General features: G+C 47.6%; 28 protein-coding genes and 1 pseudogene. 14 read left to right on the top strand and 15 right to left on the bottom strand.

Going from position 1 to position 25926, the window contains the following annotated elements:
• Positions 1-14 precede the first annotated feature (14 nt).
• On the top strand, positions 15-1115 hold the full coding sequence (locus MKX75_RS07175) for a peptidoglycan DD-metalloendopeptidase family protein (protein WP_175623633.1): 1101 nt from the start codon (positions 15-17) through the stop codon (positions 1113-1115).
• 97 nt (positions 1116-1212) lie between these two features.
• The gene (locus MKX75_RS07180; protein ID WP_076330045.1) at positions 1213-1716 is read left to right on the top strand and encodes a GNAT family N-acetyltransferase; all 504 of its coding nucleotides are present in this window, start codon (positions 1213-1215) and stop codon (positions 1714-1716) included.
• Between the two features lie 113 nt (positions 1717-1829).
• Here the strand turns inward: MKX75_RS07180 and MKX75_RS07185 are convergent, their stop codons facing one another.
• Positions 1830-2321 carry a DinB family protein gene (locus tag MKX75_RS07185; protein WP_339169034.1) on the bottom strand — a complete coding sequence of 164 codons (492 nt, stop codon included), beginning with the start codon at positions 2319-2321 and terminating at the stop codon, positions 1830-1832.
• A 287-nt stretch (positions 2322-2608) separates the two neighbouring features.
• Here MKX75_RS07185 and MKX75_RS07190 point away from each other — a divergent pair, with 287 nt between their 5' ends.
• The 9 genes from MKX75_RS07190 (at position 2609) to MKX75_RS07230 (ending at position 11812) form a co-directional block, all read left to right on the top strand.
• Entirely contained in the window at positions 2609-3028 is a 420-nt protein-coding gene (locus MKX75_RS07190; RefSeq protein WP_076330047.1) for a hypothetical protein, read from the top strand.
• Positions 3025-4293, top strand: a complete 1269-nt coding sequence (locus tag MKX75_RS07195; RefSeq protein WP_339169035.1) for an ammonium transporter — start codon at positions 3025-3027, stop codon at positions 4291-4293. The genes MKX75_RS07190 and MKX75_RS07195 overlap by 4 nt, the downstream gene beginning before the upstream one ends.
• A 171-nt stretch (positions 4294-4464) precedes the next feature.
• Positions 4465-5406: a YwqG family protein gene (locus MKX75_RS07200; protein ID WP_076330048.1), complete on the top strand. Its 942-nt coding sequence runs from the start codon at positions 4465-4467 to the stop codon at positions 5404-5406.
• A gap of 353 nt (positions 5407-5759) precedes the next feature.
• Positions 5760-6227 (top strand): DinB family protein, encoded by a 468-nt coding sequence (locus tag MKX75_RS07205; protein WP_254847776.1) that lies wholly within the window; start codon positions 5760-5762, stop codon positions 6225-6227.
• Positions 6228-6521: 294 nt separating this feature from the next.
• Positions 6522-7226, top strand: a complete 705-nt coding sequence (locus tag MKX75_RS07210) for a response regulator transcription factor (RefSeq protein ID WP_339169038.1) — start codon at positions 6522-6524, stop codon at positions 7224-7226.
• A 73-nt stretch (positions 7227-7299) separates the two neighbouring features.
• The gene (locus tag MKX75_RS07215; protein WP_339169039.1) at positions 7300-8433 is read left to right on the top strand and encodes a HAMP domain-containing sensor histidine kinase; all 1134 of its coding nucleotides are present in this window, start codon (positions 7300-7302) and stop codon (positions 8431-8433) included.
• 95 nt (positions 8434-8528) lie between these two features.
• Complete coding sequence (locus MKX75_RS07220; RefSeq protein WP_339169040.1) at positions 8529-9275, top strand: hypothetical protein; 747 nt, start codon at positions 8529-8531, stop codon at positions 9273-9275.
• Between the two features lie 20 nt (positions 9276-9295).
• A complete protein-coding gene (locus MKX75_RS07225; RefSeq protein WP_339169042.1) occupies positions 9296-11137 on the top strand; it encodes a PBP1A family penicillin-binding protein in 1842 nt (613 codons plus the stop codon).
• Positions 11138-11260: 123 nt separating this feature from the next.
• Positions 11261-11812: a DUF2569 domain-containing protein gene (locus MKX75_RS07230; RefSeq protein WP_339169043.1), complete on the top strand. Its 552-nt coding sequence runs from the start codon at positions 11261-11263 to the stop codon at positions 11810-11812.
• A gap of 117 nt (positions 11813-11929) precedes the next feature.
• On the opposite strand, the gene MKX75_RS07235 is transcribed toward MKX75_RS07230, so the two are convergent.
• The 13 genes and pseudogenes from MKX75_RS07235 to MKX75_RS07295 form a co-directional block, all read right to left on the bottom strand.
• Positions 11930-12388 (bottom strand): threonine/serine exporter family protein, encoded by a 459-nt coding sequence (locus tag MKX75_RS07235; protein WP_339169044.1) that lies wholly within the window; start codon positions 12386-12388, stop codon positions 11930-11932.
• Between the two features lie 18 nt (positions 12389-12406).
• Positions 12407-13168, bottom strand: coding sequence for a threonine/serine exporter family protein (locus MKX75_RS07240; protein WP_076331221.1), 762 nt, complete (start codon positions 13166-13168; stop codon positions 12407-12409).
• Positions 13169-13405: 237 nt separating this feature from the next.
• A complete protein-coding gene (locus tag MKX75_RS07245; RefSeq protein WP_047842070.1) occupies positions 13406-13711 on the bottom strand; it encodes a hypothetical protein in 306 nt (101 codons plus the stop codon).
• A 64-nt stretch (positions 13712-13775) separates the two neighbouring features.
• Complete coding sequence (locus MKX75_RS07250) at positions 13776-14819, bottom strand: S66 peptidase family protein (protein ID WP_339169045.1); 1044 nt, start codon at positions 14817-14819, stop codon at positions 13776-13778.
• 94 nt (positions 14820-14913) lie between these two features.
• Positions 14914-16248 carry a DUF4179 domain-containing protein gene (locus MKX75_RS07255; protein WP_339169046.1) on the bottom strand — a complete coding sequence of 445 codons (1335 nt, stop codon included), beginning with the start codon at positions 16246-16248 and terminating at the stop codon, positions 14914-14916.
• Entirely contained in the window at positions 16245-16760 is a 516-nt protein-coding gene (locus MKX75_RS07260) for a sigma-70 family RNA polymerase sigma factor (protein ID WP_076330056.1), read from the bottom strand. The genes MKX75_RS07255 and MKX75_RS07260 overlap by 4 nt, the downstream gene beginning before the upstream one ends.
• 410 nt (positions 16761-17170) lie before the next feature.
• On the bottom strand, positions 17171-17692 hold the full coding sequence (locus tag MKX75_RS07265; RefSeq protein WP_339169047.1) for an ankyrin repeat domain-containing protein: 522 nt from the start codon (positions 17690-17692) through the stop codon (positions 17171-17173).
• 32 nt (positions 17693-17724) lie between these two features.
• On the bottom strand, positions 17725-18129 hold the full coding sequence (locus MKX75_RS07270; protein WP_254847840.1) for an NUDIX domain-containing protein: 405 nt from the start codon (positions 18127-18129) through the stop codon (positions 17725-17727).
• Between the two features lie 210 nt (positions 18130-18339).
• A pseudogene (locus MKX75_RS07275) lies at positions 18340-18828 on the bottom strand (GNAT family protein); the annotation flags it as partial.
• A 149-nt stretch (positions 18829-18977) separates the two neighbouring features.
• Complete coding sequence (gene flgB, locus MKX75_RS07280) at positions 18978-19388, bottom strand: flagellar basal body rod protein FlgB (protein WP_145146521.1); 411 nt, start codon at positions 19386-19388, stop codon at positions 18978-18980.
• Between the two features lie 184 nt (positions 19389-19572).
• A complete protein-coding gene (gene speD / locus MKX75_RS07285; RefSeq protein ID WP_036610662.1) occupies positions 19573-20388 on the bottom strand; it encodes an adenosylmethionine decarboxylase in 816 nt (271 codons plus the stop codon).
• A gap of 157 nt (positions 20389-20545) precedes the next feature.
• Positions 20546-21124 carry a DUF1273 domain-containing protein gene (locus MKX75_RS07290; protein WP_062833197.1) on the bottom strand — a complete coding sequence of 193 codons (579 nt, stop codon included), beginning with the start codon at positions 21122-21124 and terminating at the stop codon, positions 20546-20548.
• Positions 21125-21175: 51 nt separating this feature from the next.
• Entirely contained in the window at positions 21176-22324 is a 1149-nt protein-coding gene (locus MKX75_RS07295; RefSeq protein ID WP_339169048.1) for an RluA family pseudouridine synthase, read from the bottom strand.
• A 189-nt stretch (positions 22325-22513) separates the two neighbouring features.
• Between MKX75_RS07295 and MKX75_RS07300 the strand changes: the two genes are divergently transcribed.
• Complete coding sequence (locus MKX75_RS07300) at positions 22514-22921, top strand: hypothetical protein (protein ID WP_076330060.1); 408 nt, start codon at positions 22514-22516, stop codon at positions 22919-22921.
• A 227-nt stretch (positions 22922-23148) separates the two neighbouring features.
• Here MKX75_RS07300 and MKX75_RS07305 read toward each other — a convergent pair whose 3' ends face one another.
• A complete protein-coding gene (locus MKX75_RS07305; RefSeq protein ID WP_339169050.1) occupies positions 23149-23859 on the bottom strand; it encodes a GT-D fold domain-containing glycosyltransferase in 711 nt (236 codons plus the stop codon).
• Between the two features lie 310 nt (positions 23860-24169).
• Here MKX75_RS07305 and MKX75_RS07310 point away from each other — a divergent pair, with 310 nt between their 5' ends.
• Both MKX75_RS07310 and MKX75_RS07315 read left to right on the top strand, forming a co-directional pair.
• Positions 24170-24859, top strand: coding sequence for a glycosyltransferase (locus MKX75_RS07310; RefSeq protein ID WP_076330062.1), 690 nt, complete (start codon positions 24170-24172; stop codon positions 24857-24859).
• An 18-nt stretch (positions 24860-24877) separates the two neighbouring features.
• Positions 24878-25867: a polysaccharide biosynthesis protein gene (locus tag MKX75_RS07315; RefSeq protein ID WP_339169051.1), complete on the top strand. Its 990-nt coding sequence runs from the start codon at positions 24878-24880 to the stop codon at positions 25865-25867.
• Positions 25868-25926: the final 59 nt, after the last annotated feature.

The following is a 25926-nucleotide window of genomic DNA, read 5'->3' on the forward strand; positions in this document are numbered from 1 at the left end:
AAGGGATGTTGAGAATGAACAGAGAAAATCATCTGAAATCAGAACAAAATACACATTCGAAATTACAGCATAGAAGAAGTTGGAAGGTGCTTGCGATTACCCTTGGAGCTTGTGTGATATTGTCTGCTTGCGGCAACAGCAACTCCATTACTTCCGACGAGGCGGAGCAGCAGTCAGCCGAACAGGCGTCCAATAATGAAGCGAGCGAGAACTCCAATCAGGAGCAGAACTCAAGTTCAGAGGTGAGCACGATGGTTACACCCGACAATTTCATAGATACGTTGATGAACGGTTCAAAGGATGCAATCTATAGTCAGTTTTCTCCGGAATTGAAGGGAACGTTAACGTTGGAACAATTCAAGGAAGCTGCTAACCAGTTTCTGGAGGGTGTGGAATCTTGGGAGCTAGTGGTAGATGCCGAAATGAATCAAATAACCGAGCATAGCTGGAAGGATCAAACTGGAACGAAAGGTGTTCAAGTGTATTTTTCTGAAGAAAATCAGATTGAGGGTCTCTTAATTCAGCCATTAGAAACTTATCAGGACACGGATGCCAAATTCACCAAAACAGAGTTCCAATTCCCCATGAAGGGGAAATGGTATGTGTTCTGGGGAGGCAATGATGTGTTGTCCAACTATCACTATGCGCATGAAACCCAGCGCTACGCCCTGGATATTGTTCGAACACAGAATAATTCAAGTTATCAAGGTGAGGCAACGGCAAACGAAAACTACTATGCTTTTGGTGAACCACTCTATGCTGCTGCGGACGGAACAGTCGTCGAAATCAAAAACGATATTCCGGACAATGTACCGGGTGTCATGAATCCGGAAGAGCCGGCGGGTAACTATGTGGTGATTGACCATGGAAATGGTGAATACAGCATCACAGGACATATCAAGGAAGGCAGTGTTTCGGTCAAAAAAGGGGATAAGCTCAAGCAAGGAGACCCTATCGGTGAGCTTGGTAATTCGGGGAACTCCAGTGAAGCCCATCTGCATTTCCAGGTATCGGACGGCCCGGATCTGTTCACATCTCGCTCAATTAACATTCGCTGGGCAGACCAGAGCCAACAGTTCACTCGTGGGAACACAATTCAAGGACTGGCAGAGTAATTTCCTGACAGAATGTTAGGGATGACGAAAACTTCGCTTCTCCGTTATAATATCTTCTATAATTAGAGGTTTGATCTGGAATGATGGAGGAGTAGCGATGAAGCTGGAAGATGTGCAGATTGAATATGCGCGCCTCGAGGACTTGCCGAGGATTGTGGAAATTTATAATTCCACCATTGAGAGCCGCATGGTGACAGCGGATTTGGAGCCGGTAACGGTGGAGCAACGTGTTCCGTGGTTTGAGGAACATTCACCGGATTATCGTCCGCTTTGGGTGATGAAGCAGGCAGGACAGGTAGTAGCTTGGGCAAGTCTCAGCTCGTTCTATGGACGCCCTGCGTATAATGGAACGGTGGAAGTTAGTGTATACGTGGATCGGCAATGCCGCGGGATTGGGGCTGGCGGACGTTTGCTCGAAACTGTATTTGCGGCGTGTCCCGCGCTTGGAATTACGACGATTCTCGGATTTGTCTTTGGGCATAATGAACCGAGTCTGGGGTTATTGCGCAAGCATGGTTTTGAACAGTGGGGGTATTATCCCGAAGTGGCTGTGCTGGATGGTATGAATAGAGATCTGGCGATTTTGGGTAAAAAAATATAAGTGCTGTGCTTATTTGTGAGATAAGAACGCTGAAAACCTCCAACCTAGGTTATAGGATTGGAGGTTTTTGTCGTTCAACTATATTCATCGCTATGTGAACGTGGAGGTTGGGTTTATACGCCAAGCTGATGCTTAATTCCTTGAATCTGTCCCAGATGGCGTTCCTCATGATAACTTGCAAAGTCAATCCATTGGGTAAGATCCATCTCACCGAATACGGGATGAGAAAAGGACTTGCTGCGCAGCAGGTCAGGGTCATGGTCCAATGCAAAGTGGTTAAGCGCTTGGTGGGATTCGTCCAGATCACTGCGTACGTCTGTGAGTGCTTCGGGCGCTGCTGGAGGCTGAAGATGGGGCGGTGCCTCAATGGAGCGGCTACGGTCCAATGTTAGTTCATAAGGTTTTTTGTCCACAGATACGGTCTGTTCCTTCTCTAGCGCAAGACGCGCTTGTTTCCCAATGACATGTTCCATCAGATTCAAATGACGCAGTACTTGCATGATACTCCATTGTTGGGGTGAAGGTTTTCGGTTCAGTTGTTCTTCTTCGAGTCCCGAGACGCTTTCCCAGATTTGGTTGCGTATATCGTCATTGCGAGTAAACATCGTGCAATCCTCTCCTTATATGGGTTCTATGATGCTAATAGTCTGTGTATGTCCATTACCCAAAATGTGGATGCTTATTCTATAAGCATAAAGAATGAGAGGGATGAATGCGAAACGTAGGCATGATTAACCTTGTTAGATGTAATTTGTACAAAATAAAAAAAAGCCGTTCATCTATGAACGGTTCATTTCAATAATTGTCAAATCCAAAAAAAGATTGACGGGCAGACCCCGGCAAACTATAATCGGTAACAAGTAACTTGATATGTGAGGAGTCCTGACATGATATGTTAGTAATCGATGAGGTGTATCACCATACAGCATTGCAAATATCATCGTCCGATTTATTGTACCTTATCGAACGACTGAAGGTCAAAAAAGAAAGTGAGATCCAAACGCTCAAGCAGAAGATCGAACAGTTCGAACAAAAGCGTCGAGCGGAAGAGGTCGCTTATCAATCGTTGTCAACCGTACGCAAATGGTTCGCGGGACGCCCCGCATCCCATCATCAGGCGGTGGAATATATGGTTCAGGTGAAGGAACGTTTTCGCAAGATGGAACAAATTCGTAGACGCATACGTGAATTGGATCAGATCGCAGAACGAATTAAGCATCCGGACAGCATTGAGCGGGACGAGATTGAGCTTGCGCCCGATACAATCCGTGAGCTCATACAGCTTAGTGAAACGGAGGATGTACAAGCATGACTTTGGAGACGTTAAGCACCGGAATCGATACGGTCTGGGTCGTACTGAGTGCAGCGATGATTTTATTGATGGAGGGTGGATTCGCCCTGCTTGAGGCTGGCTTTGTGCGTTATAAAAATAGTGTGAACATTATTATGAAGGTTTTTGCTGATATTACGATCGGAACGTTGCTGTTCTATGCGATCGGTTTTGGACTGATGTATGGTTCGGACGTTAGCGGTTTTGCCGGAGTAACGGGCTTTTTCCTGAACGGGGATTTGTCGCATCTGGATGTACCGGTATCTCTTGAGACATTCTGGTTGTTCCAGGCTGCCTTTACCATTGCCGTTATTTCCATCGTTTCAGGAGCAGTGGCAGAGCGGATCAACTTCCGTGCTTACCTCCTGTATATCATATTGATGACGGCGATCATCTATCCGATTGGTGGACACTGGGCATGGGGCGGCGGCTGGCTTAGTCAGCTGGGAATGCAGGACTTTGCCGGTTCAGCTGTCATCCATGCATTAGGGGGATTCTCGGCACTGGCTGCTGCAATTATCATTGGTCCGCGTAAAGGAAAGTACACGCCACTTGGCGTAAGTGCCATTGCGCTTCCGAGTAATCTGCCGCTCGCATCTGTAGGTGCATTTCTGTTATGGTTCGGCTGGTTTGGCTTTAATGCCGGCAGTACGCTGAGTGCGACGGATGTAAGAATCGGTCACATTGCAATTGTTACGATGCTATCTGCGGCATCGGGGGGTGCGGTTACGTTACTGTACACCTTGTTCCGCTTCAATCGCTCAGATGCGCCATCGGTCATTAACGGTTCGCTTGCGGGACTGGTCGGAATTACAGCGGGCTGTGCTTTTGTTGCTGATGTAGCAGCCATATTCATTGGGGCAGTATCCGGTTTATTGATGATGGCTGCCACCAACTGGCTGGACCGTCGGCAGATTGATGATCCGGTCGGTGCTTTCCCGGTGCATGCCGCATCCGGAATGTGGGGAACGATTGCTGTAGGTTTGTTTGCCACGGATGGTGGATTATTCATGGGCGGCGGCTGGAGATTGCTGGGAGTTCAGGCACTTGGACTTACAGCTCTGGTCATCTGGGGATTCGCCATGACTTGGATCGGATTAAAGCTGATTGGAAAAATTGTACCTGTACGTTCGACGGAAGAAGAGGAAGATTTGGGTCTGGATATTAGCTATCATGGTGTGATGGCAGCCCATCAGGCCCATGAATTCCTGGATGGTGAGGAGCATATGCGCGCTTACCAGGAATAGTCTTCTGATCCAAATCGTTGAAATGGAATAAAGGATAAGGAAGGAGACTGACAGAGCATGTCAGTCTCTTTTTTTGCTAGAAGCAGGGAAAGACGTCCGGACGGAAGAATATACAGGTGTGAACCTGAATATGTCTCAGCATAGGTGTATTGTCAAAAGGGGAGGATCTATATGATTAAGCCAGAACAATGTGAACGTCTAACCAGAAAAGCCCGTAAAACACTTGAGGAATATGGTTTGGGAGTCGCTGCCGATCTGTTGTTATCTTCAAGTCGCTGGGGAATTCGCCTCGATGTATCCACAATGGACGAATATCGCAGAACAGGAAACTCACGTGTAGGTGGACACCCGGATTTGCCGAGTCGCATGGCGTGGCCGGTAACACAAGAAGGAGTTCCGATGACTTTCCTAGCCCAGTTGAACCTGGTGGATTTGTCACCGTATACGCCGAATGATGGACGCGGGACTTTGCCAGAACGGGGAATGTTATACTTTTTCGTTGGTACGGATGAATCGGCCTGTCCCATTGAACATCGTGTGATTTTTGAGCCAAGTGCCCATAACCTGATAAGGCGAGAGCCAGAAGGGGATACCGCGCTGGATGGGGCCCCGTTTGTCGCACATTCGGTGACCGTACTGCCTAATCTTGAGTTTCCTACATATGCATATATTGATGCCAACGCGCTGAACGAGCTCTCGCCTCCGCGGCATGAGACCGATGAGACTGAGTCAGAAGTGGATCTGTATGACCGATACCTTGAATTCGAGTCGAGCTGGAATCATCCGAGTACGCTGAATTGGGGTGGGATGTTTGGATATCCTGACGGGCAGCATCCGGATGCCGAGCATCGGGCCTTGTTACAGATCGCACTGGGAGAAGAGTACAGTTATAACGAGCAGGAATGTGAGAAGAAGCTGACCAAGTATTACGGCGGAGATGAGGATCGGACATGGCAGGAACTATCCGATACACTGCTGCTGTTGAAGATAGATACGCATGATGCCATTGGTTTCCAATGGTGGGATTGCGGAGAACTGCAATTTTTCATTCGTAAATCTGACTTGGAGGCTGGACGATTCGAGCAAACGTATTGTTCGTTATACTCAAGTTGAGCGAAGATTTGAAATTAAATAGGCAACAAAATGTCCTGAATCCCGTCTATATGAAGGAGGAAGGACTTTTTTGTTCGTAAATTGTTATATAAATTGAACTAAAGAATATTTACACTGCACACTCCGATGACAGAACAACCTTCCGATCGCTGTTATCCCCAGATTTTTTTGATACCTTTTATAAAGGGGAAATCCGGGGATAAAGGCGAACGCGTTGCTTCTTCAGGTCCTTTCTGTCTTCTCCGTTTTGTGTAAATGTTTTGTTCAATTTATATAGATTTGGGGTATATATTAAGGAGGGGTATCTTGGTTGATAACCGATCATATGTTCTGTATAATGGGATGAAAAGGAAGTGTATCTGTTGATTCAATCTGCGTTCAAACATATTGATGTGGCAGTAACATCGTTAATTGATATATGTGATCAGCTGTCTGAAGAAGATTTGGCTTTGACGCCAATTGAGGGCAAACGGCCTGTTGGTGAACTATTGTCCCATCTGTCTGTGATCTGCCGAGCGGATGTCTATATTTCCGAAGGTGCATCGGAAGAAGAGATGGCTCAATTCTATGAGGAGAACCAGGTGAATTCGCTCGGTGAGATCAAACAGGCTTTGATTGATAACCAGATGTATCTGTACCAAAGATACAGGCAATATAACACCGAAGAATTGCTGCATGTGACAGACTCGTACTGGGGAGCTTCCTATAGTCGGCTGGAGTGGTTGCTTGAGATTATGGGACATGTGTATCATCATAGGGGACAATTGTATACGATGTTAACCCTGACGGGTAAGGAGCCCAAATCAGTGCTTTTTAAATAGAAAGGTATTATTCAATACGAGACATACGATAATGATAAGAACGGATAGAATACATATAAGTACGTGTTCAAAAAGAACGGTTTTCAGTCCAACAATACTACAAGCTATACTTAAAACATCGGAGAATTCCAGTGTCTTCTGTGGTATGAATTCAGCAGATGAGGCCAAAAGAGATACATGGGATGATGATCAAGTTTGAACGTGTGCTTGAGGATCATGATATTTTCGCAGACGTATACCTCGGTGGTATAATTTGAGCAGGTAAGGAATTGTGGAAGAGAGAGGAATAATGCCGTGGCCCAGCCAGCAACCATTCTGCTTGTGGATGACGAGCAGGAGATTATTAAACTGATGGAAATCTATTTTGGCAACGAGGGTTATCGGATCCTCACTGCGAATGATGGTCTTGAAGCGTTGGAACAATTGAAGAAAGAACCGATTGATCTCATTATTCTGGATGTCATGATGCCGAATATGGACGGAATTGAAGCTTGTATGAAAATTCGGGAAGAGCAGAAAATGCCGATTATCATGCTGTCCGCCAAAAGTATGGATATGGATAAAATCACAGGGCTAAGCATCGGTGCTGATGATTACGTGACCAAGCCGTTTAACCCGCTTGAACTTGTCGCACGGGCGAAATCCCAGCTGCGCAGGTATCATACCTTCAATGAAGGGCGGGAGAATAAAGAGCACGAGTGGGTTATTGATGATCTGATCATTAATACCGATACACATGAAGTTTGGGTAGATGAGCAACCGGTTCGTCTGACTCCGCGTGAATTTGCTGTTCTCGAATTACTGGCTCGTCACCAAGGCTCAGTACTCAGTATGGAACAGATCTATCGTCAAGTCTGGAAAGAAGAATTCATGGAGTCGAACAATACCGTTATGGTGCATATTCGCAAGATTCGTGAGAAGATTGAACTCGACAGCAAACATCCCAAGTTCATTCAGACGGTATGGGGTGTGGGCTACAAGATGATCAAACCGCAATGAGCATGAATCTTCATGCATGCATACTCGTTAGGATTTCATGTGACATGAACAACACAGGCAGGGAGTTTCTACAATGAATGCTAAGTTGATTAATACAGTCCGATGGAAATTTATCTATGCATTTCTGCTGAGTGGCATATTAACTGCAGTTATTTTGTACGGGGGCAGTCAGGTGGGACAGACTATCCTCGAAGCTCAGACGTATCCGGATTATTCAATACCCGCTCAAGGAATCAGGTGGTTGGTAAATAATATCGGTTCGGTGCCTTTGATGATTGTGGTAGGCGTGCTCGGTTTTGTACTGTTTTTTTTCCTGTTCTCTCGCAAGGTGATGCGGGTTCTGGATGAAATTACGGCAGGAATTCAGGAAGTTGCCAAAGGAGAGCTATCCCATCGCATCGAAGTGAAGACCTCGGATGAATTTGGCGTGGTTGCTGCAAGCATTAATCAGATGGCTGAACAATTGCAGTTGTCGCTTCAGGAAGAGCGTAATGCGGTTGCTGCCAAAAATGATCTGATTACCGGCATATCTCATGATCTGAGAACACCGCTCACATCTATTTTGGGATTTCTGGAGTACATCGAGAAGGATCGGTACCAAGATGAGATTGAGATGCGCTATTATGTTAGCATTGCCTATGAGAAATCCCTGACTCTTCGCAAGCTGATTGATGACTTGTTCGAATATACGCGTGTAAGTGGTGGGAGCCTTCCGTTGTCTTTACAAGCGTTGAATTTGAATTCGTTTCTGATGCAACTGGCTGAAGAGTTTGCTCCCATGCTGGAGGAAGCGGGTATGGAGTATAAGATCATCGGTGGGCAAGAACCACTATGGATTCAGGCGGCTCCAGGGGAGCTTGTACGAGCGTATGAGAATCTGTTCAGCAATGCCATCCGGTATGGTTCGCAAGGCAAACTAATGGAGATTGGGCTGGCCCTTGAAGGTAAAGAGGCCGTTGTTCGCATTAGTAATTATGGCGAACCGATTCCGACACAGGATCTGCCGCATTTATTCGATCGATTCTATCGTGTGGATAAATCCCGTTCCCGGGATACGGGTGGCACTGGTCTTGGTCTGGCAATTGCCAAATCGATGATTGAATTGCATCGAGGAAGTATCGTTGCCTACAGTGAAAACGGCAGAACGGATTTTGTTACCCGATTCCCTATGGTTGCTGCTCCGCCAAGTCATTATTCAGAGGAGTAAAAATTAAGAATTTGGTAAGAAGTTAACTACTTCTTCATTAAGAAATATTCGGTATTCTACCTTTATTACCCTATGTATAGAGGAGGATGCCGAATATGAAGTCTCGATTCAATACCTTAAGACTCAGATACATATACATTGGAGGAGCAAGCGCGTTACTCAGCGCAGCGCTCCTTTTTGTCGTTTATCACGTGCTACGCTTTGCCCACAATCACGTCCTTTCAGATGCAGCTTGGATCACTCGTATGATGAACTGGGGAATAAACCACATCGGCACAAGGCCGCTCTTTATCTTCATTGGTGGAGCCTTGTTTGCGATCTTTTTCTGGATTCGATCCCAGAAGATTGCGGAGGATCTCAGTCAACTTACACGCGGATCAGCAGAACTTGCAAAGGGGCAGATTCCTCACCGTATTGATGTATTGAGTGGTGGTGAACTACGACTAATTGCTGACAACCTGAATGGGATTGCGTTTCTTATGAATAAGGAAGGGTTGAATGCATCAGACCCAGAAGATGGGTGGGCAGAGACAGGGAAAGTGTCAACTGAGAATAATCGATCTGGCCTTATAGAACGTATGGAAGAAAATTTGGAAAATGATCCGTCCCAAGTAACATCCACCCGATCCATGTTGCCAATAAAACTTACTCTCTACGGTATTCAATCTTCTCTGGATGAGATCATCCAAGGGCGCTGCCGGGACGAGGTGGAGGTTCAGCACTGGGTCAAGTTGGCGTATGAACAGACAATGCTGCTGGGACATGCCATGGAGATTACAGACCGGAATGAACCAGTACGCGGAGATTCCAGTGAACGGGTTCGTAGGGATGCCGAATGTTGAAGCACGGGAGCAAGCGATGGGTGTATACCGTTTTTGATGCAGCAGTGTTTGTAGTTCTGATGTTGACCGTCTTCTATCTCTATCTGTTTTCTTATGGCGAACGAATGCTTCGCAATCATCCAGAGGCCATGCAGGTGGCCTCTTCCACTATTATTACAAATGCAGAGGGGAGAGAAATATCGAGGTTGCATACGATGACCAAAGGATATTCCGAATATGCAGACCTGAACGCAATGCCGAATTTATTGAAAATGGCTTTTCTGGTTACAGAAGATCGACGTTTTTACAACCATGATGGACTGGATTATATCGGACTCGGGAGAGCCATCGTGCAAGACATCATACATATGGATCTGAGTCAGGGAGGAAGCACCATCACGCAGCAATTGGCAAGAAATCTGTACTTGAACGGGGATAAGACATTAACCCGAAAGGTGAATGAGATATCGATTGCGATGGCTCTGGAGAAAAAGTTCAATAAGGATGAAATTCTGGAAATGTATCTGAATCAGATCTACATGGGACGTCAGCAGTATGGGGTAAAAGCGGCAGCTTGGCGATATTTTGGAATTAAAGATATGCACCAGTTGGAACTATGGCAGATCGCTACATTGGCAGGTATGCCCAAAGGTCCATCCATATACAATCCGGTAGATCATCAGGACCTTTCCAAACAGAGGCGTTCCGTGATCCTTGGCCTCATGCATGAACAGGGAATAATTACGCGAAAACAGATGCTCGAAGCCCGTAACGTCAATTACACGCCTCCTGACACTGTGTTGAGCGTAACAGCTACATCGGGCTTGAGCGAACCCGCATATGTGTCTGCCGTGGATGCTGTGATTCAGGAGGCTTCTCGGCTCACAGGCAAGAGTGAAGCAGAGATTCAAGCGGCAGGCTGGGTTATTCAAACCGGGTTGGATCGGCAGGCGCAACTTGGAATGGAAGAAACATTTGCAGATTCTACACGATTTCCCGATGATCGCCAAGATAAGCAGGTTCAGGCGAGTATGGTCATTATCGACCAGCATAACGGTGAAGTGAAAGCGATGATGGGAGGGCGTAATCCCTTGAAAGGGGGCATCAACCGGGCGATTATGGATGCAAGGCAGCCGGGTTCTTCTTTTAAACCAATTATTGCATTTGGTCCTGCGTTGGAGTCGGGGAAGTTCAAGCCAGAGAGTATACTACCGGATAAACGTATGCAATATGGTAGCTATCAACCTTCCAATCTCGGTGGACGTTACAGCGGTTCAGTATCCCTGTCCCAAGCGCTGCAAAAGTCTATCAATGCCCCAGCCGTATGGCTGCTTCATGAGACCGGACTGAACTACGCACATGAGTTTGCCGCAAGGCTCGGTATAGAACTAGGGAAAGAAGACCTGAATCTCTCGATTGCCTTGGGAGGTGTGCATCAGGGGGTGTCACCAATGAAGATGGCCCAGGCCTACACCGTGTTTGCGAATAACGGTAAGCTGAATACTGCCCATCTGATACGTAAGATTACAGATTCCCATGGACGAACAATATATGCTCGTAAATCAGAAAATAAGCAGGTAATCTCCTCAAGCACGGCGAATGCCATGACCAGAATGCTGCAAAATGTAGTCAGTCAGGGAACCGGAAGTCGGGCACAACTGGGTCAGCACAAGGTAGCGGGCAAAACCGGAACAACGCAGGCTGCATTACCTGGTGTGAGTAGAGAGGCCAATCGGGATATATGGTTTGTTGGCTACACGGGTAACTGGACTGCGGCAGTCTGGATGGGATTTGATCATACGGATGCAGAACATTATATGAGGTCAGGAAGTGGTGTTGCAGCGGAGTTATTCGCATCGGTGATGAAACGTGCTACGCAATAGAATGTAAGCGGGCGAGAGAGACCATAGTCCAGGCGGTAATTTCCTTCTCTTGGATAACACAGAATATAGATTTTAATGTATAATATGTTTTTTTGTATAACTTAAATGTAAAAGGAGGATGAAATGGGCCGTAAATACAGTAACTCGGATACAGATACGGATATGAACTCGCTGCAACCCAAAACTGGGATTAGACCGGAACGGCCTGGTATCTCCGGATTGGGTGGATGGCTTATTTTAATCCAGATCAGTCTTTGGCTTGCGCTGGTGTTTCTCATCTCGGATGTATCGCAGGTGAATGTCATCATGGACCCTGCCAGATGGGAAGAAGGCCGTGGTGTCGATCCTCAGATCTACGCGGAGATGATCCGTCCACTCCTGTGGTTTGGCTTCATAAGCAGCAGCATTCTATTGATGATCGTTATCGTGAATCTCGTTCTTTTATATAAACGGAAGAGACAGTTTCCACGTATGATGATGGTGATGTACCTGATGAATGTGATCATAAGCATCGTGACGTGGATTCTGATTGCGCGCAATGAAATCCCAAGAGAACAGCATGTGCTTGATGCAACTCCGGCTTTTCAGTTGATTGTACGATCCATTCTGACGTGCTGTATCTTCATTCCGTATTTTCTAAAGTCAATTCGGGTAAAGAATACGTTTGTGAAGTAACTTGCTTCGCTAGTGACACGGTAGAAACCAAACGAAAAGGCCCATGGCATACCAAGCATTGAGCTTGTATACCGTGGGCTTTTTTTGCGACTAAGATAGGGAAGGTACTTGGAAGGTTCATTTGGATGATGATTTTGTCCGTAGTGATCCGGGAATTCGGCGTATCATCTGGTTTAATACCTCGGACAACACAAGGCCTACGGCAATAGCGCCGGATAACATGAGTGCCTTGGCGGCCATCTCCATGGCGGAACTGTAGTCATTTTGCACAAAACTTCGCATCGCATTATATGCCAGTCCACCAGGAACCAGAGGAATGATGCCTGCGACGCTGAAGATGATAACGGGTGCACGAAACATGCGAGAGAATACCTGGCTGATGACACCAACGGCGATGGTCGCTGCAAGTGTAGCAGGAACCGCATCCGCTGCATATTCGAGCACGATATAGATAATCCAGCCGATCATACCGACAAATCCACCGTGGAGCAGCATGCGACGTGGTGCGTTGAAGATGATCCCAAACGCGGCTGAAGCGACAAAACTAGTCAAGGCTTGTTCAATAAAATGGAGCATATCCTGTATTCCTCCGTCTTACATAAAAAGTGAAAATACAACTGCAATGCCGGTACCTATGGCAAAAGCAGTCAGAAATGCCTCGGCTCCCTTGGATAATCCGGATACGAGATGCCCTGCCATCAGATCGCGTACAGCATTGGTAATCAGTAGCCCAGGAACCAGCGGCATAACCGAACCAATAATGATTTTGTCCCGTTCATGACCTACTCCCATGTAGATGAGGAAAAAAGCGAGTAGGCCAATGACGAAGGATGCTGTAAGCTCCGCAAAGAATTTGACCCGTACCAATCGGTGAAAGGCAATAACTGCCGCATAACCTATACCACCACAGATCAACGCCGGAAGAAAGTCACTCCAGCCCCCGCCAAACATAATGGTAAAACAACCACTGGACAGCGCTGCAGCCGCAAGCTGCACAGCCGTTGAATAGGAGGAGGGCTTGCCTTCGATCTGTACCAACAGATCATGGGCTTCCTGCACAGTGAGTTCCCCTTGTCCGATGCGGCGGGAGACTGCGTTCACCTCAGATACCTTGTCCAGATCCGTCGTACGCTCGGAAATGCGAATCAGCTTGGCGGGTTCGGTCGCATCGACAGAGAAGAAGATACCTGTTGGTACAACGTAACTGTGCGAATGGGGTAAACCCAGCGCTGCCGCCATGCGTTTCATCGTATCTTCCACACGGTAAGTTTCACCACCGCTTTGCAGCATGATTTTGCCTGCGAGCAGACAGATTGCGATCACGCGGGATTGTTCAGTAGGGTTGTTGCCAATCATACCCGTCTCGGTCTGAGATACGGGTGATGAATCATGACGTATGTATTCCAACCGGATCAAGCTCCGTTTCATTTGAGATAAGGCGTGGTGCCGACACCATTGTATCATATTTCACACGCCCGCAAGGAATCATACCGCACTGACGCTATGACGATAAAAAAGCTTCGTTCCCAAGACCTAAAGGTCACAGGAGCGAAGCTTCTTGAAGCGGGTTCGGATATAGACGCATAATACCAGCTACATTAACAGTGTAATAACTAACAACTCATACAGCACAAGTGGCAAAATCGTTGGTCCAAACAAGGCGCGCGGCTCAGGATATCCATGCATCGGGGTAACCTGAAGATACAAAATTCCCCGGTCTGCACTAATGATGACACCTTCCCATACCTGCCCATCGATATTCTGGACTTGTACCTTCTTGCCTACATGCTGCCGGGCTGTATGATGAAGCATATTCCGCACACTTTGCACGGATTGAAGCATCGGTTGATTGGCTTGATACACGACACGCGTGGACGGCGTGGATGTGGATTCAGACATGATGCACAACCCTTCCTCAAAATAAGTTCATACTTCAAGGTATGCATCTGCCTACAAAAGGTGATTACACAAACGCCATCTCCAGGTTCCCGCGTCCATTTTCATAAGTCACTTTGCCTAGTGCTCCATTCACAAAGGTGAGCTGGGGCGGAATATGGCCGAGATCCACATCGTACAGTACAGGGACATCCAGATCCCCAAGCGCGGAGGATAGGGCATCGGTGAAATTGAAATCCGCTGTATCGGAATAACCCGCAGGTCGACCGATCATGAAACCTTTCACACCTGCAAACCAGCCAGCCTGTTTCATTTGCCACAGATGACGGTAGATATCCCCCGCGTTCATCTCACAGCTCTCCAAGTACCAGATGGTACCTTCGACTGCACAGTATTGCTCCAGATAGGATGCAACAGGTGCATACGGCGTGCCAATCAGACTGGAGATCGTATCCATGCAGCCGCCGATCAGCCGACCGGAGAACGACACAGAGGTATCTGCATCTTCCGAGTGGCCGAGCTGTTTCCAACGCGAAGGTGTATCCAGGTTGAATCCCGGTAGTTCCGGTTTCCAAGCTGATTGATAATGCGTGGAAGACGATTGTGTGATCTGTTCATCGTGTTTCGTCTGTAAAACATCAATCCAGCGCGCAGTCACGGGATCAATGGCGTTTGATCTTAAATCCACATAATTGGTGCCATGCGCTGTCGCTGTTCCTGTGAGCAGGGTGTAGGCAAACAGGAAGGTACTGATATCCGAATAACCCATGACCCATTTGGGCGGCAACGATTTTAAGACTTCCCAATTTATCAGGGGCAGGATATCCATCAGGAATTCTCCACCCCATGGAGGGATAATAGCTTGAATATTTGGATTGCTGAAAAATTGATTCATCTCTTCCGCGCGATCCTCTTTGGAGGCACTCACACATTTGGTGTTGTGGCGGAGCGACGGGCTTTCCTGCACGCCAAAACCAAGGCGCTCCATATTGCGTTTGCTCTCCTCAAGATAATGGTGCAGAGATTCGCCTACACCGCTGGAGGGTGCTGCCACACCGATAAGGTCTCCCGCAGCGAGTGGCTGCGGATAACGGATGGAACGTTGATTCATTGTGGAAACACCCTTTCTTGTGAATATTGCTCATCTTCATGAATATTTCCATTATATAGATTAATCCGATTATTGAAAGCACGTTGTGTTCAGATTAAGGGTTCACAGGAATCTCCAATGAGAATGGTGATTTGATTTTCATCGGATAGGTGGAAATGTGCATTTGGATTTTCCCCTGCATCTTGGCTCCATTTTCGACAGTAGAAGAAACAATCGTGTGACTGTCATCCGTTCCCTCCCCACTACTCCAACTGGAGCCAGGAACCTCATATGATTTCCCTGCACTGTCTGTAACATTTCCGAAAGAGAGAACGAACCCACCGTCCATACTACCAGCAACAGAAAAGTCGATAATTAGATCTTTGCCTTCGACCTTGCTGCCAAGCATCTTCAATCCAAGAGGGCCACCTGTAATCTGGTGTGACTTCAGATCAAGGGAAAGATCCAGATCCTTTTTATCCAATCCGGAGAAGCCAGATCCTTGTAAGGTCAGCTTTTTCGGTATGGAGAAGTACATGCTTTCGAAGTAAATGGAGCGTTCATCCCCACCTGTCGAGGTATCCGTTCTCCACGCGCGACCTTGTTCGTCGACCAGTTGAAGATCGCTCAGGCCAAATACCTTCTTGGTATTCTTTGGATCAAAATTCACATCAAGTACAAGACGGGTTGGATACAGAGTAGCCTCTTTCACATCAATACGCTGCCCATCCACCGTTAACGTCTGATTCACAGGAATGACTTTTTTCATGCCTTTGGTAAGATTTTTGTCTACCGGGAACGTCACTTTCCACTTTTCAGAACCTGCTGTATCTCTTGGCTTAAACACAACACTCAGCTCTTCGGGCGGAGAGGCTCCATCCGAGAAGATCACATCAATCATATTCTCATATACATTCTCGTCTGAAGTAGATTTAGGTGAGGAATAACCAAATGCAACAGGAAGATCTTTACCGTTCTCATCCAGCAAATCAATGTCATAGTTGAATTTCTCTGGATCTTTCATGCCTTTCATCGTGTAAAAAATAACCATACGTGACTCGTCTGTGATAATGCCTTCAACGGTCACGGAAGCACCATCATGCTCGTCGGTTACCCCGACCTTCTGTAAGAGGGACTTATCGATCGCCATCATTAATCCTTTGTCCTGGCGAATCATGCTCACAATGCCTTCCATGCCAGGCAATTGCTCCACGAAGGACGCAAAAGCGGGAGAGACACGGATACATCCCGTAAACAGCAGGATGAGGGCAGCTGCTGAGATGGAGCTCATATACCAACGCAGCCGGGACTTTCGCTTACGAGCCGCCTGGCGGATTCCGGACTGCACAGCCTGATAGGTGGCATCGGGCACAGGCATGGTTTCGTACTCCGTCTTGCGAGCATTCAGACGTTCTTCCAATGCGTCGAATGATTTTTGTTCATCCGTCATGAGGATGCATCTCCTTTCGTTTCAAGTTGATCACGGAGCTGTCCGAGTGCCCGATGTAATCGGGATTTTACGGTTCCGGTCGGGATTTCGAGAATATCGGCGACTTCTGTTAAGGAGAAACCTTCGAAATAACTCAGGATAATAATCTGTTTGCAATCCCGATCAAGGGTGGATACAGCGGCCGCAAGATCGGGATCCGCAGGACGATCCCAGCTGCTGGATTCATGGATCTCGGTGACGGGACTGAACCGACTTTTGCGTTTGCGTTCGTCCGCGCAGTAGTTGAGCAGTATGCGGATGAGCCACGTACCGAAGTAGGAGGGTTCTTTTAATTTTTTGAGTTTGCGGAACGCCCTGAAGGTGGATTCCTGAATTGCTTCCAGCGCATCACCTTCGTTGTGCAGATACGCATAGGCGATACGGTACAGTTGGCTCTGATGCAATTCCATTAAGGCTGCAAAAGCCTCGGCATCCCCTTTTTGTGCGGCGATGGTGAGCTGAGTAGGGGTCACATGGCTCCTCCTTTCATGGATATGTTGAGTATTAGACCGTGTAAGGCATGAAACGGTTCTTATTTTCTGAGAAAAATATGTATGTACCTGATTTCTGATTTCTATAGAAGTTGAACTATATTTACACGAGAACGTAGAGGACTGAAATAACCTGAAGAAGCGGAGCGTTCGCCTTTATCGCCAGATTTTCACCTTTGTAAAAGTGAATAAAAAAAATCTGGGGATAACAGCGATCGGAAGGTTGTTCTGTCATCGAAGTGGCAAGTGTAAATATTCTTTAGCTCAACTTATATAGCCTTCCGATAGAGGTAGTAATCGAACAAGAAATAACCGTCAGACCTTCTTTTTGTACTCCAAAAAGAGTCCTGACGGTTACTCACGGTATTGCTCACGTTATCTAATCATTGTTGCTACTGCGCTGCAACGGCAGCACGCAGGCACGAAGCTGTAAATGTGTTGCCACGTTCAAGTGCAATGTCCAATGCGGTTTGGCCTGATGAGTTCAATGCACTCGGATCGGCACCATGTTGGAGTAACATCTCGATGAGTTCAGTCTGATCCGTATGAAATGCCGCCGAGTGCAGCGCATGTTGTCCATCACTATCCAGAATACTCGTGGATGCCCCGTGTTCGAGCAAAAGGTGAATAACTTCTGGCGAACGTTCTCCCGCAAGTGCGGCATGCAGTGCAGTATTGGATGGAATAAAGGAAATTTTGGAATGAGAAATGGCGTTAACATCGGCACTGTGCTCCAGAAGAACACGAACTGCTCCTGCTTGTCCATAATGAGAGGCATATCCCAGTGGCGTGAGGCCATCTTGATTTTCAGTATTGGCGAGTTCCGGGTCAGCATCAAGCAGTGATTTCAGTTTCTCAACATGGCCGTCCTGTACCGCCTGGAATAGATCATTCATCTGTTCTGCATGAATCATAGCGAATACCTCCATCCGATGGAATATTAGAATTATAGGGATTCATTATATAGCTTCTTTGCAGCCTCCAGCCCAGGTACGGCAAAGCAGGCGAGTGGAGAGGGTAGATCGTTCAATGGGAACCAGCCGATCTCACCAATGGCGCCGCCTTCTTCCAGATTACGAGCATGACCGCCAATCACCTTGGTGGAATAGAGAACAGATATCCAATGTTCCTTCTGCTCTGGCTGGATCGTCTCCGCCGTGCAGAGCAGGCTGTCGATGGCGATATCCAGATTCACTTCCTCCTTGATTTCACGGATAACAGCAGTTTCCAGTGATTCATAGGGATCGACTTTCCCGCCTGGAATACTCCATGTGTGCTGTTCGGGCTGGCGGTTCCGCCAGGCGAGAAGCACTTCGCCCCGTTCATTCAGGATGACCGCACCTACACCGATGCGAGGCGTAATTTCAGATTCACCTTTTGGACCTAAGCGTAACTCCGAGATGGATAGCGCAGCTTGTTCGGTCGCATGACGCTGCGAGAAGCCACCCGCTGTCATTTCCCCAGATTCAGAAGTACGAGTGGACTGGAATGACAATGGCAGCTGAGATTGTACCGACCATTCTTCCGCAAGAATACTCATCGAGATCAGGTCATAGTGCATGCCATCCCGCAAAACTGCAGAACGCTGGCGACCCTCTTCCCGAAATCCGGCTTTTAGGTACGCACGTCTAGCGGCTTCATTGTATTCAATGACTTCCAGCGAAATCCGGTTCAGGTTCAATTCGTGGAAGCCATACCGAAGAATCAGAGCCAGGGCGTCGCTGCCGTATCCTTTACCCCGATCATTTTCTTCGCCGATACCAATAGCCAGACGAGCAGACCGATTGTTCCATTCGATCCGATAGAGCGCGGTGAAGCCAATGAATCGATTCCCATCCAGTGTACGTAAAGCAAATTCAAAACCGTTGTCTCGGCGGACAGACGAAGAACCCGTTTCATCCGGCGTTAACGGAATAGCGATATCAGTATCCATGTTGCGCAAATATTCATAATCGTCTGTGAAGCGGGAGAGACGCATGCAATCTTCCGGGCATGGAGCCGCGAGCCTCACTTTGGAACCTTGAAAACCATTTAAATGACGTGGAGCCATGTTGCACCTCTTTTGTTCGATATGAAATCAATCGTTTCTCCCCATTATACTACGAACAGGAGCGGATACCGAAAAATGGTACCAAACGAGCTACACCCAGGGGGAAAGACCATAAAAAAAAGCAGCCATCGCGGGCTGCTGTACATTCATTATTTCAAATCATTCAGTAAATTTTTCATTTTTTTGTAGTGTCCACTGACCCGATCAACCATGTAGTTATACATGAGCTGATTCTCCGAAAGATTCGCCATTTCCTTGTCAATATCAACGTTATTGTTGTTATTGTTCATGGCTGTTTCGTTGTTCTCGACAATTCGGTACTGTACGATGGAAGAATGGGGATCACTGATAGGAAAGTGTTTGTCATGAGTCCGTTTCATGGCGAGCTGATCTGTTTTGCCATTTTCAACGATACGTCTAAGCTCTTCCTGAAACTCTACCGTTTTCTTTTTGTAGTTAGGCGTGTCTGCATTAGCAATGTTATTGGTGATGGCATTGTGTTGTGCAGTCAGTGCTTGTAACAGTGATTCATTACGTCTTGTCGTATTCGTTTCGATCACGGGCTCAGTCTCCTTCACTGTAGATTGATACAGTTACTTCTATAATAAGAAATAAAGTTGCACACTGTCAACATAACAAAGAAAAAGACAAGCCCATGCCGGAGGTCCCCTGAATAAAAGAACCCTGCCTTCATGATAACTTGTCTTAGACTTTGCCCTCATGGATCAGCCAATGAACAGCTGCTTAAGAGGGACGATTGATGTTTTTGCCGTAATAGATCTCATCCATCTCCAGCTTCAGCCACTCGGTAATCTCCTGTTGTTCCTTCTTGCTCAGCTTATCCTTGGTGTACCCAAACAGATAATTGTCGAGATCGAATTCCCTCAGTTTACACTTGGTATGAAAAATGTTCTCCTGATAGACGTTCACGTCAATCATATCGAAGCTGCTCTTGATCTCGTCCGGAATATAATTCTGAATCGAGCCAATCTCATGGTCAATGAACAACTTGCGTCCGCTCGTATCCCGCGTGAAACCACGTACTCGGTAATCCATCGTCATAATGTCCGTATCGAAGGAGTGGATCAGATAATTCAGCGCCTTGAGCGGTGAGATCTCACCGCAGGTGGAGACATCGATGTCCGCACGGAAGGTACTGATGCCTTCACTGGGGTGGAACTCAGGATAGGTGTGTACGGTGATATGGCTTTTATCCAGCTGCATAACGACGTTATCTGGCAGAGGGCCGGGAGATTCATCGAGTGATTCCTCGGGGATCTCCACGATTGGACCTTCCGAGACCAGCATCGTCACACTCGCACCTTGAGGCACGTAATCCTGCTGCGCAACATTTAACACATGAGCTCCAATGATATCGGAGACGTTGTTCAGAATTTTACTCAGCCGGGCGGCGTTATACTGTTCATCAATATATTCAATGTAAGCTTCGCGTTCGTCTTTGGTTTTGGTATAACAAATATCATACATATTGAAACTCAACGACTTGGTCAGGTTGTTAAATCCATGCAGTTGAATGCGCTGCTCTGGCGTAATTGTCATGGTTGCAGTTCCCCTTATCCCATACGACATATCATCGCAGTTATAATACTACTTATACCCAACCTGCCTCGAAAAAAAACATATGTACGTCATTCAAAATACGTTTACCCTCTGATAAAAGCTATGCATGAATGGACATCAGATGATCTACATTTTTTCAAAATGAAGAATCGTCGAATTCGGCAATATCGTTCATGCGCTCATCCTCAGCTACCGATTGGATATCCTCTGAAGTGACACTGATAATCGTATAGTCCTCGTTCTGCTGTTTCTTCACGGCTTTTTCCTTGATAAAACGGGGACTGCCTTCCCCGGCATCTTCGTCATAGACGAGCAGAAGCCCGTCGCTTTTGCGTAGCAACAGGTCATCCCGTGCAGTGAACTGCCACGGCCCGATATAAGGTTGATTGCTAATCGCACCGTAATAGTCCACACCCGAGAGGATGGAACGGTAATACTCCTGCTTGTCTTCTTTCCATTGTTCCTCCGGGTTCTGAAAGGCGGTGATGATCGACAGTTTCAGATGTGGATACGTCTCCTTCAGATCAATCACCACTTCGCAGGCCCACAGGTCCACACCGTATTGTCCTGGCGTCAGCACCCATTCCAGACCATCCTCGACAAGGGGAGTGAGGCGGGAGGAGATGGCCTTTTTGATAAAAGGAATACCTTCATGCTTCTGTCCAAAAATCTGCAATTCATGTGCTCGGTAACCGGTGATTAACAGGTTTTTCAGTTTCCGTTCCTCCTTTCAGACGTGATCAATCGATTCTATATCAATATGCAGTTATTTCGCGGGTGGCGCATCTGCACGGAACGGATACAGGAATGGTTTCGGAATATCCGTCTCGAATGACATCAGTTCATCGGTTGTGGGATGAATAAATGAGAGTAAACGTGCATGAAGTCCGAGACGGCCGAGGTCTCTTGTGCGTGCGCCGTATTTTCTGTCACCGGCAATTGGATGTCCGAGATCTTCCATGTGCACCCGAATCTGATTTTTACGCCCTGTCTCCAGACGCACTTCCAGCAGGGAGAACTCCCGGTTCGACTTCAGACGTTTATAGTGTGTAATGGCATGTTGTCCATCATTCGGACGCGAGCTGGAGTACATTTTCAGCGTTTTGGTTTCCTTCAGCCAGGAAGAGATGGTACCTTCTTCTTTCGCTACGGTTCCTTCAACAAGGGCAACGTAGACGCGGTCCTGCACGTTTTCTTTCCAGTTGTTTTGCAGCTTCTGTTGTACCTCTTCACTTTTGGCAAACATCATGACACCCGACGTATCCCGATCCAGACGATGGACGACAAAAATCCGATTCAGCGGATTGGTGCGGCGCACATGCTCTGTCAGTTGGCGATAAGCCGTCAGATCATCCGTCTTGTCGGCGGCAATGGACAACAGTCCGGCTTCCTTACGGATCACAATGATATCATCGTCTTCATGCAAAATGTTAATACCCGTCAAGGACGGAGCAGCGACTGCGCCTTCTTTTCTAATATATACAATCTGACCTGGCGTCAGCGCTTCATTAAACTTGGTTACGACCTTCTGATCCACGGATACCTGTCCACGACCCAAAATGGATTTTACCGCATTACGTCCCGACTTCAGATGTTGCAGCAAGAAATTCAGCAATTCGTCCGGTTCGGTTACTTTGTACTGGCGTGGTGGTTCCTGCTTGCGATAATAGGAATTGCCCGGGCGTTTAGAAGCACTGGCGTTTTTGGATTTGTTGCCTCCGGCTTTCTTGGGAGCGGCCGACGATTTCGCGGCTAATGGCTTCTTGTTCTCCTCCGTATTGCGTGATGCGGAAGCACCTGATGTTTTTGCAGATGAGAAGCTAGACTTGCCGGAACGTGCTGTGGATGAACCAGCATATGATTTCCCCTTGGCCGAGGCCGATGTTTTGCCCGTTGGACGTTTGCGTTTATTCATGAATAGTAATCTCCTTCTGAACAGCCTGTACCGCTTGTGTGCATACGATCCGTTCATTTCGTTATGCAGTTCAATATACCACTAACAGTCGACAAATAAAAATAGGTTCATGGAAACTGCTATACATCCAATCCGAAGAGTTGTGAGATTCATAGGATATGGTATCCCATAGCATTGGAGGTGTTACTCATGGGCGTGTTTCTCGATATGAGAACTTCGATGAACTCGGGAACCGTAGGACAGCCCGGTTTATCTTTAGGTCCATCCCCGGAAGCATTCGGCACGATTGGTCTTCAGACCCAGGGTGTGGCGAATCCCATTATTACGTTGAACGGGACGGTAGGCGTTACGGGAGAACTGGGAGATACCTTTGTGGTGGAGCTGGTACGGGGATTCCTATATGATCCCTTCTATATCATCTACCGTGCTGAAGGTACGATTGGACAGAACGGCGGTGCCGAATTTCATTCGTTCACAGCGCAGGATCTGTCTGCACCACCAGCACTGGAAAGTGTGTATACTTCGTTTATCTCGGGAGTGTCCACAGCAGTAAGAACCGGGCCGGAGATATTATACGGTATTGCAGCCACTGGCTAGTTGTGAAAGACCTAATGTGAACTTTGGCAGAGTGCTTTCAGATCGCTTCGCCCAAGGCAGAGTTCGTTTCATACCCCAGAAACCCAGAGGTACAAGGCAACGTAGCGATAGGTTTCGACTAGCGCTCAGCATGAAACCCCCGGCTCAAGAAGTCGGGGGTTTTTGTCATACAAAGCATCTGTACATCTCAATGTAGCTCACTCATCTGAAGGAGATGTCCGTGTGGATCAGTTGGCACGACCCTTCAGAATGATGTTGTTGGCTTTGCCAAAGTCGATGGCGACTTTACCGGCGAGAGCAGCTGTTCGCTCAGCAAGAATAACCGCGTTGACGCCGCAGGAGAAGAGAGCGACATCAAAGGTATCTTGATTCGTCTGAATCCACTCAAGCGTGTCCTGCATCTGATCATAGCTGTCGAAGGGAAGTGCATTCACAAGGTTTAGATGATATGGCTCCCGTTCGAGCGTGGCACGCAGTGCCTCAATCTCTCGGGTAACGAGTAACACGCGCTTGCCTGCAAGCATCTGCCAGAAACGCGGATTCTGCGCCAGCTCCCGATTGACACAGGCATGACAAGTCAGTGGAGGAGAGATGCCAAAGTGAGCAAACACCATATCGGTCAGGGGTCTTTTGAGATAATCCGGAGCGTTAATGGTGCTGTCACCGCGGGGAAGAATGCCGACGATATCGGCCCGTTGCAATGATGCCGCGACTTCATCTCGTAGCTGCGGGTTGGGAAGGCTCAGTCCTTTTTGTCCTAAATTGGCTTTGATGGCCCAACGCTCCTGAAGGACCTGTTCTGTGGGCCATACGGTTTCTTGAGACATGACGATATTCTCGCCATCGCCGACTCGCACGAGAGAGAGAGGACGCTGTTCAAGAAGCGCCGCTTCAAGCTGATCAAGCACACCTTCCATTTCAAGATAGATCGAATTCATTCGAGTGGTTGCCCCCTTTGAAAATTGAACTGCTCTATTCTATGTTGCGGCGCCAGTAACGATATGTACGTTCGACCCGCAGGGCACCATCTTCAGGTGTATATCAATCTATTTCGTTGAAAGGTAGTACATCTGTCGTTACCGCTTCTATCAGCGATTCATATGTTATAGAGTGCTGGGTTGGCAAGCGGGATGTTTCTCGTAAGCAATCAGTCAGGTAGAAGAGGTTTTCGTAGAAGACGGTATCATCACGCTGAAAAAGGTCTGTATCCGGTAACCGGAATTTGCAGCGTTCATGAGGAGGAATGTTATGTCCAGGAAAGTTGTGATTGAGATTAACTTCAACAATTACGGGATGGACCCGCAGCGATTGACGCGGGAATGGCTGGAGCGTCGGGTGAGCATCTTCCGCACGTTCACATTGCATTGCCTGAAGGCACAGACGAATCAGGATTTTCTAACTGTGGTGAAGCTATCCAAGGAATCGGGGGACTTGATGCAGGAGATTCTGGCAGGTCAGGAGCCGCTTCCTTCCAATATTCGTTTTGGAACCAATATCGAGAGTGTGCGTGCCATTCTGGCGTTTGCCAAAGGTGCGGAGCAACTCTATATTGCCCGTCTGGATTCGGATGATCTGTATCATAAGACTTTTGTACAACAGCTCTATGATATTCAGCCACAGCCGCAGACGATGGCCCTAATTAACCAGAACGGATATCTGTGGGATAGCGTGAATAACGAGATGGCGCCAGCATTTCACCGTTCTCCGCAATTCTATGTCTATTTATATCAAACGGCCGAGTATGCAGCGGGGTACCGGGTCAAGCTTCCGGGCAGAGGTACACATGGCAATGTCATCGAACTGCCGCATGAGCTGCTTGCTCCGCGCAATTATGTCAACATCGTGCATTCCAATAATACTTCAGTCAAACGAGTACCGCCCAACGACCGGTTAAACCGGGATGAGATGGCACAGGTATTACGCGACTTTATGATCTGAGTTGGGAGGAATTCATCCATGATTCAAGGACAAACGATTCTAATCACCGGAGGAACAGGCTCCTGGGGTCAAAAGCTGACTGAGGTGCTGCTGGAGCAGGACCCGGCTGAGATTCGTCTTCTGTCACGTAATGAATACGCCCAGATTGCGATGCAGCGTGAGTTCAATCATGACCCGCGTCTGAGATTCATCATTGGGGATATCCGGGATTATCGGGCAGTGGAAGATGCGTGCAAAGGCGTGCATGTACTCTTTCATCTGGCTGCGTTGAAGCATGTTCCAGTCTGTGAGGACCAGCCGGATGAAGCGTTCAAGACCAATGTGATCGGGACGCAGAACATTATTCGGGCTGCGATCCGTATGCAGGTGCCCAAAGTCATTGATGTGTCCACCGATAAGGCGGTAGATCCGATTAACGTATATGGCATGACGAAGGCTTTGGGTGAAAAAATGATGATCCGTGCCAACTGGCTGAGTGAAAGCACCCGGTTTGTCTGCATCCGCGGCGGCAATGTGCTTGGAACCAGCGGCAGTGTCGTGCCTTTGTTTCGTCGCCAGATCGATGAAGGCAAGAGCCCGACTATTACGGACAAAGGCATGACCCGCTTTTTCCTGACGCGTACCGAAGCCATACATCTACTGCTTAAGGCGGCTGAGGCGGCGGTAGGCGGGGAGACGTTTGTGATGAAAATGAAAGCTTGCAAGATGACGGAACTGGCCTCCGTCATGTTGGAACAGGCAGGTCGTCCATCCTTTGACTATAAGGTGACAGGCATACGTCCAGGCGAGAAATTGCATGAAGTGCTCATTTCGCCCTATGAAGCGCCGCGCACGTATCAATACGATGCACAGTATTATGTCATCCTGCCGGAGCATCAGGACAAAGGACTGACTGATCAGTACAGTAGTCTGCCTCGTGTGAACTTCTCCGAGTATCGTTCGGACAGTGCCATGATGAACAAGCCAGCGATTGCCCGCTTCTTGCGTGCAGGCGGCTATATCGACTAGGGCGTGTCTCAAAACTCGTTTGGAGTTTTCAGATACGCCCACCGAAGGGAGGTGGAGCG

Origin of the sequence: Paenibacillus sp. FSL R5-0341 (genome assembly GCF_037975235.1) — a bacterium.
GTDB classification, from domain to species: domain Bacteria; phylum Bacillota; class Bacilli; order Paenibacillales; family Paenibacillaceae; genus Paenibacillus; species Paenibacillus amylolyticus_A.

Coding starts and splice junctions, on each gene's coding strand:
- MKX75_RS07175 (WP_175623633.1), top strand. CDS start 15: ATGAACAGAGAAAATCATCTGAAATCAGAACAAAATACACATTCGAAA.
- MKX75_RS07180 (WP_076330045.1), top strand. CDS start 1,213: ATGAAGCTGGAAGATGTGCAGATTGAATATGCGCGCCTCGAGGACTTG.
- MKX75_RS07185 (WP_339169034.1), bottom strand. CDS start 2,321: ATGTTTACTCGCAATGACGATATACGCAACCAAATCTGGGAAAGCGTC.
- MKX75_RS07190 (WP_076330047.1), top strand. CDS start 2,609: ATGTTAGTAATCGATGAGGTGTATCACCATACAGCATTGCAAATATCA.
- MKX75_RS07195 (WP_339169035.1), top strand. CDS start 3,025: ATGACTTTGGAGACGTTAAGCACCGGAATCGATACGGTCTGGGTCGTA.
- MKX75_RS07200 (WP_076330048.1), top strand. CDS start 4,465: ATGATTAAGCCAGAACAATGTGAACGTCTAACCAGAAAAGCCCGTAAA.
- MKX75_RS07215 (WP_339169039.1), top strand. CDS start 7,300: ATGAATGCTAAGTTGATTAATACAGTCCGATGGAAATTTATCTATGCA.
- MKX75_RS07220 (WP_339169040.1), top strand. CDS start 8,529: ATGAAGTCTCGATTCAATACCTTAAGACTCAGATACATATACATTGGA.
- MKX75_RS07230 (WP_339169043.1), top strand. CDS start 11,261: ATGGGCCGTAAATACAGTAACTCGGATACAGATACGGATATGAACTCG.
- MKX75_RS07235 (WP_339169044.1), bottom strand. CDS start 12,388: ATGCTCCATTTTATTGAACAAGCCTTGACTAGTTTTGTCGCTTCAGCC.
- MKX75_RS07240 (WP_076331221.1), bottom strand. CDS start 13,168: ATGATTGGCAACAACCCTACTGAACAATCCCGCGTGATCGCAATCTGT.
- MKX75_RS07245 (WP_047842070.1), bottom strand. CDS start 13,711: ATGTCTGAATCCACATCCACGCCGTCCACGCGTGTCGTGTATCAAGCC.
- MKX75_RS07250 (WP_339169045.1), bottom strand. CDS start 14,819: ATGAATCAACGTTCCATCCGTTATCCGCAGCCACTCGCTGCGGGAGAC.
- MKX75_RS07255 (WP_339169046.1), bottom strand. CDS start 16,248: ATGACGGATGAACAAAAATCATTCGACGCATTGGAAGAACGTCTGAAT.
- MKX75_RS07265 (WP_339169047.1), bottom strand. CDS start 17,692: ATGATTCATGCAGAACAGATGAATGATCTATTCCAGGCGGTACAGGAC.
- speD (WP_036610662.1), bottom strand. CDS start 20,388: ATGACAATTACGCCAGAGCAGCGCATTCAACTGCATGGATTTAACAAC.
- MKX75_RS07295 (WP_339169048.1), bottom strand. CDS start 22,324: ATGAATAAACGCAAACGTCCAACGGGCAAAACATCGGCCTCGGCCAAG.
- MKX75_RS07300 (WP_076330060.1), top strand. CDS start 22,514: ATGGGCGTGTTTCTCGATATGAGAACTTCGATGAACTCGGGAACCGTA.
- MKX75_RS07305 (WP_339169050.1), bottom strand. CDS start 23,859: ATGAATTCGATCTATCTTGAAATGGAAGGTGTGCTTGATCAGCTTGAA.
- MKX75_RS07310 (WP_076330062.1), top strand. CDS start 24,170: ATGTCCAGGAAAGTTGTGATTGAGATTAACTTCAACAATTACGGGATG.
- MKX75_RS07315 (WP_339169051.1), top strand. CDS start 24,878: ATGATTCAAGGACAAACGATTCTAATCACCGGAGGAACAGGCTCCTGG.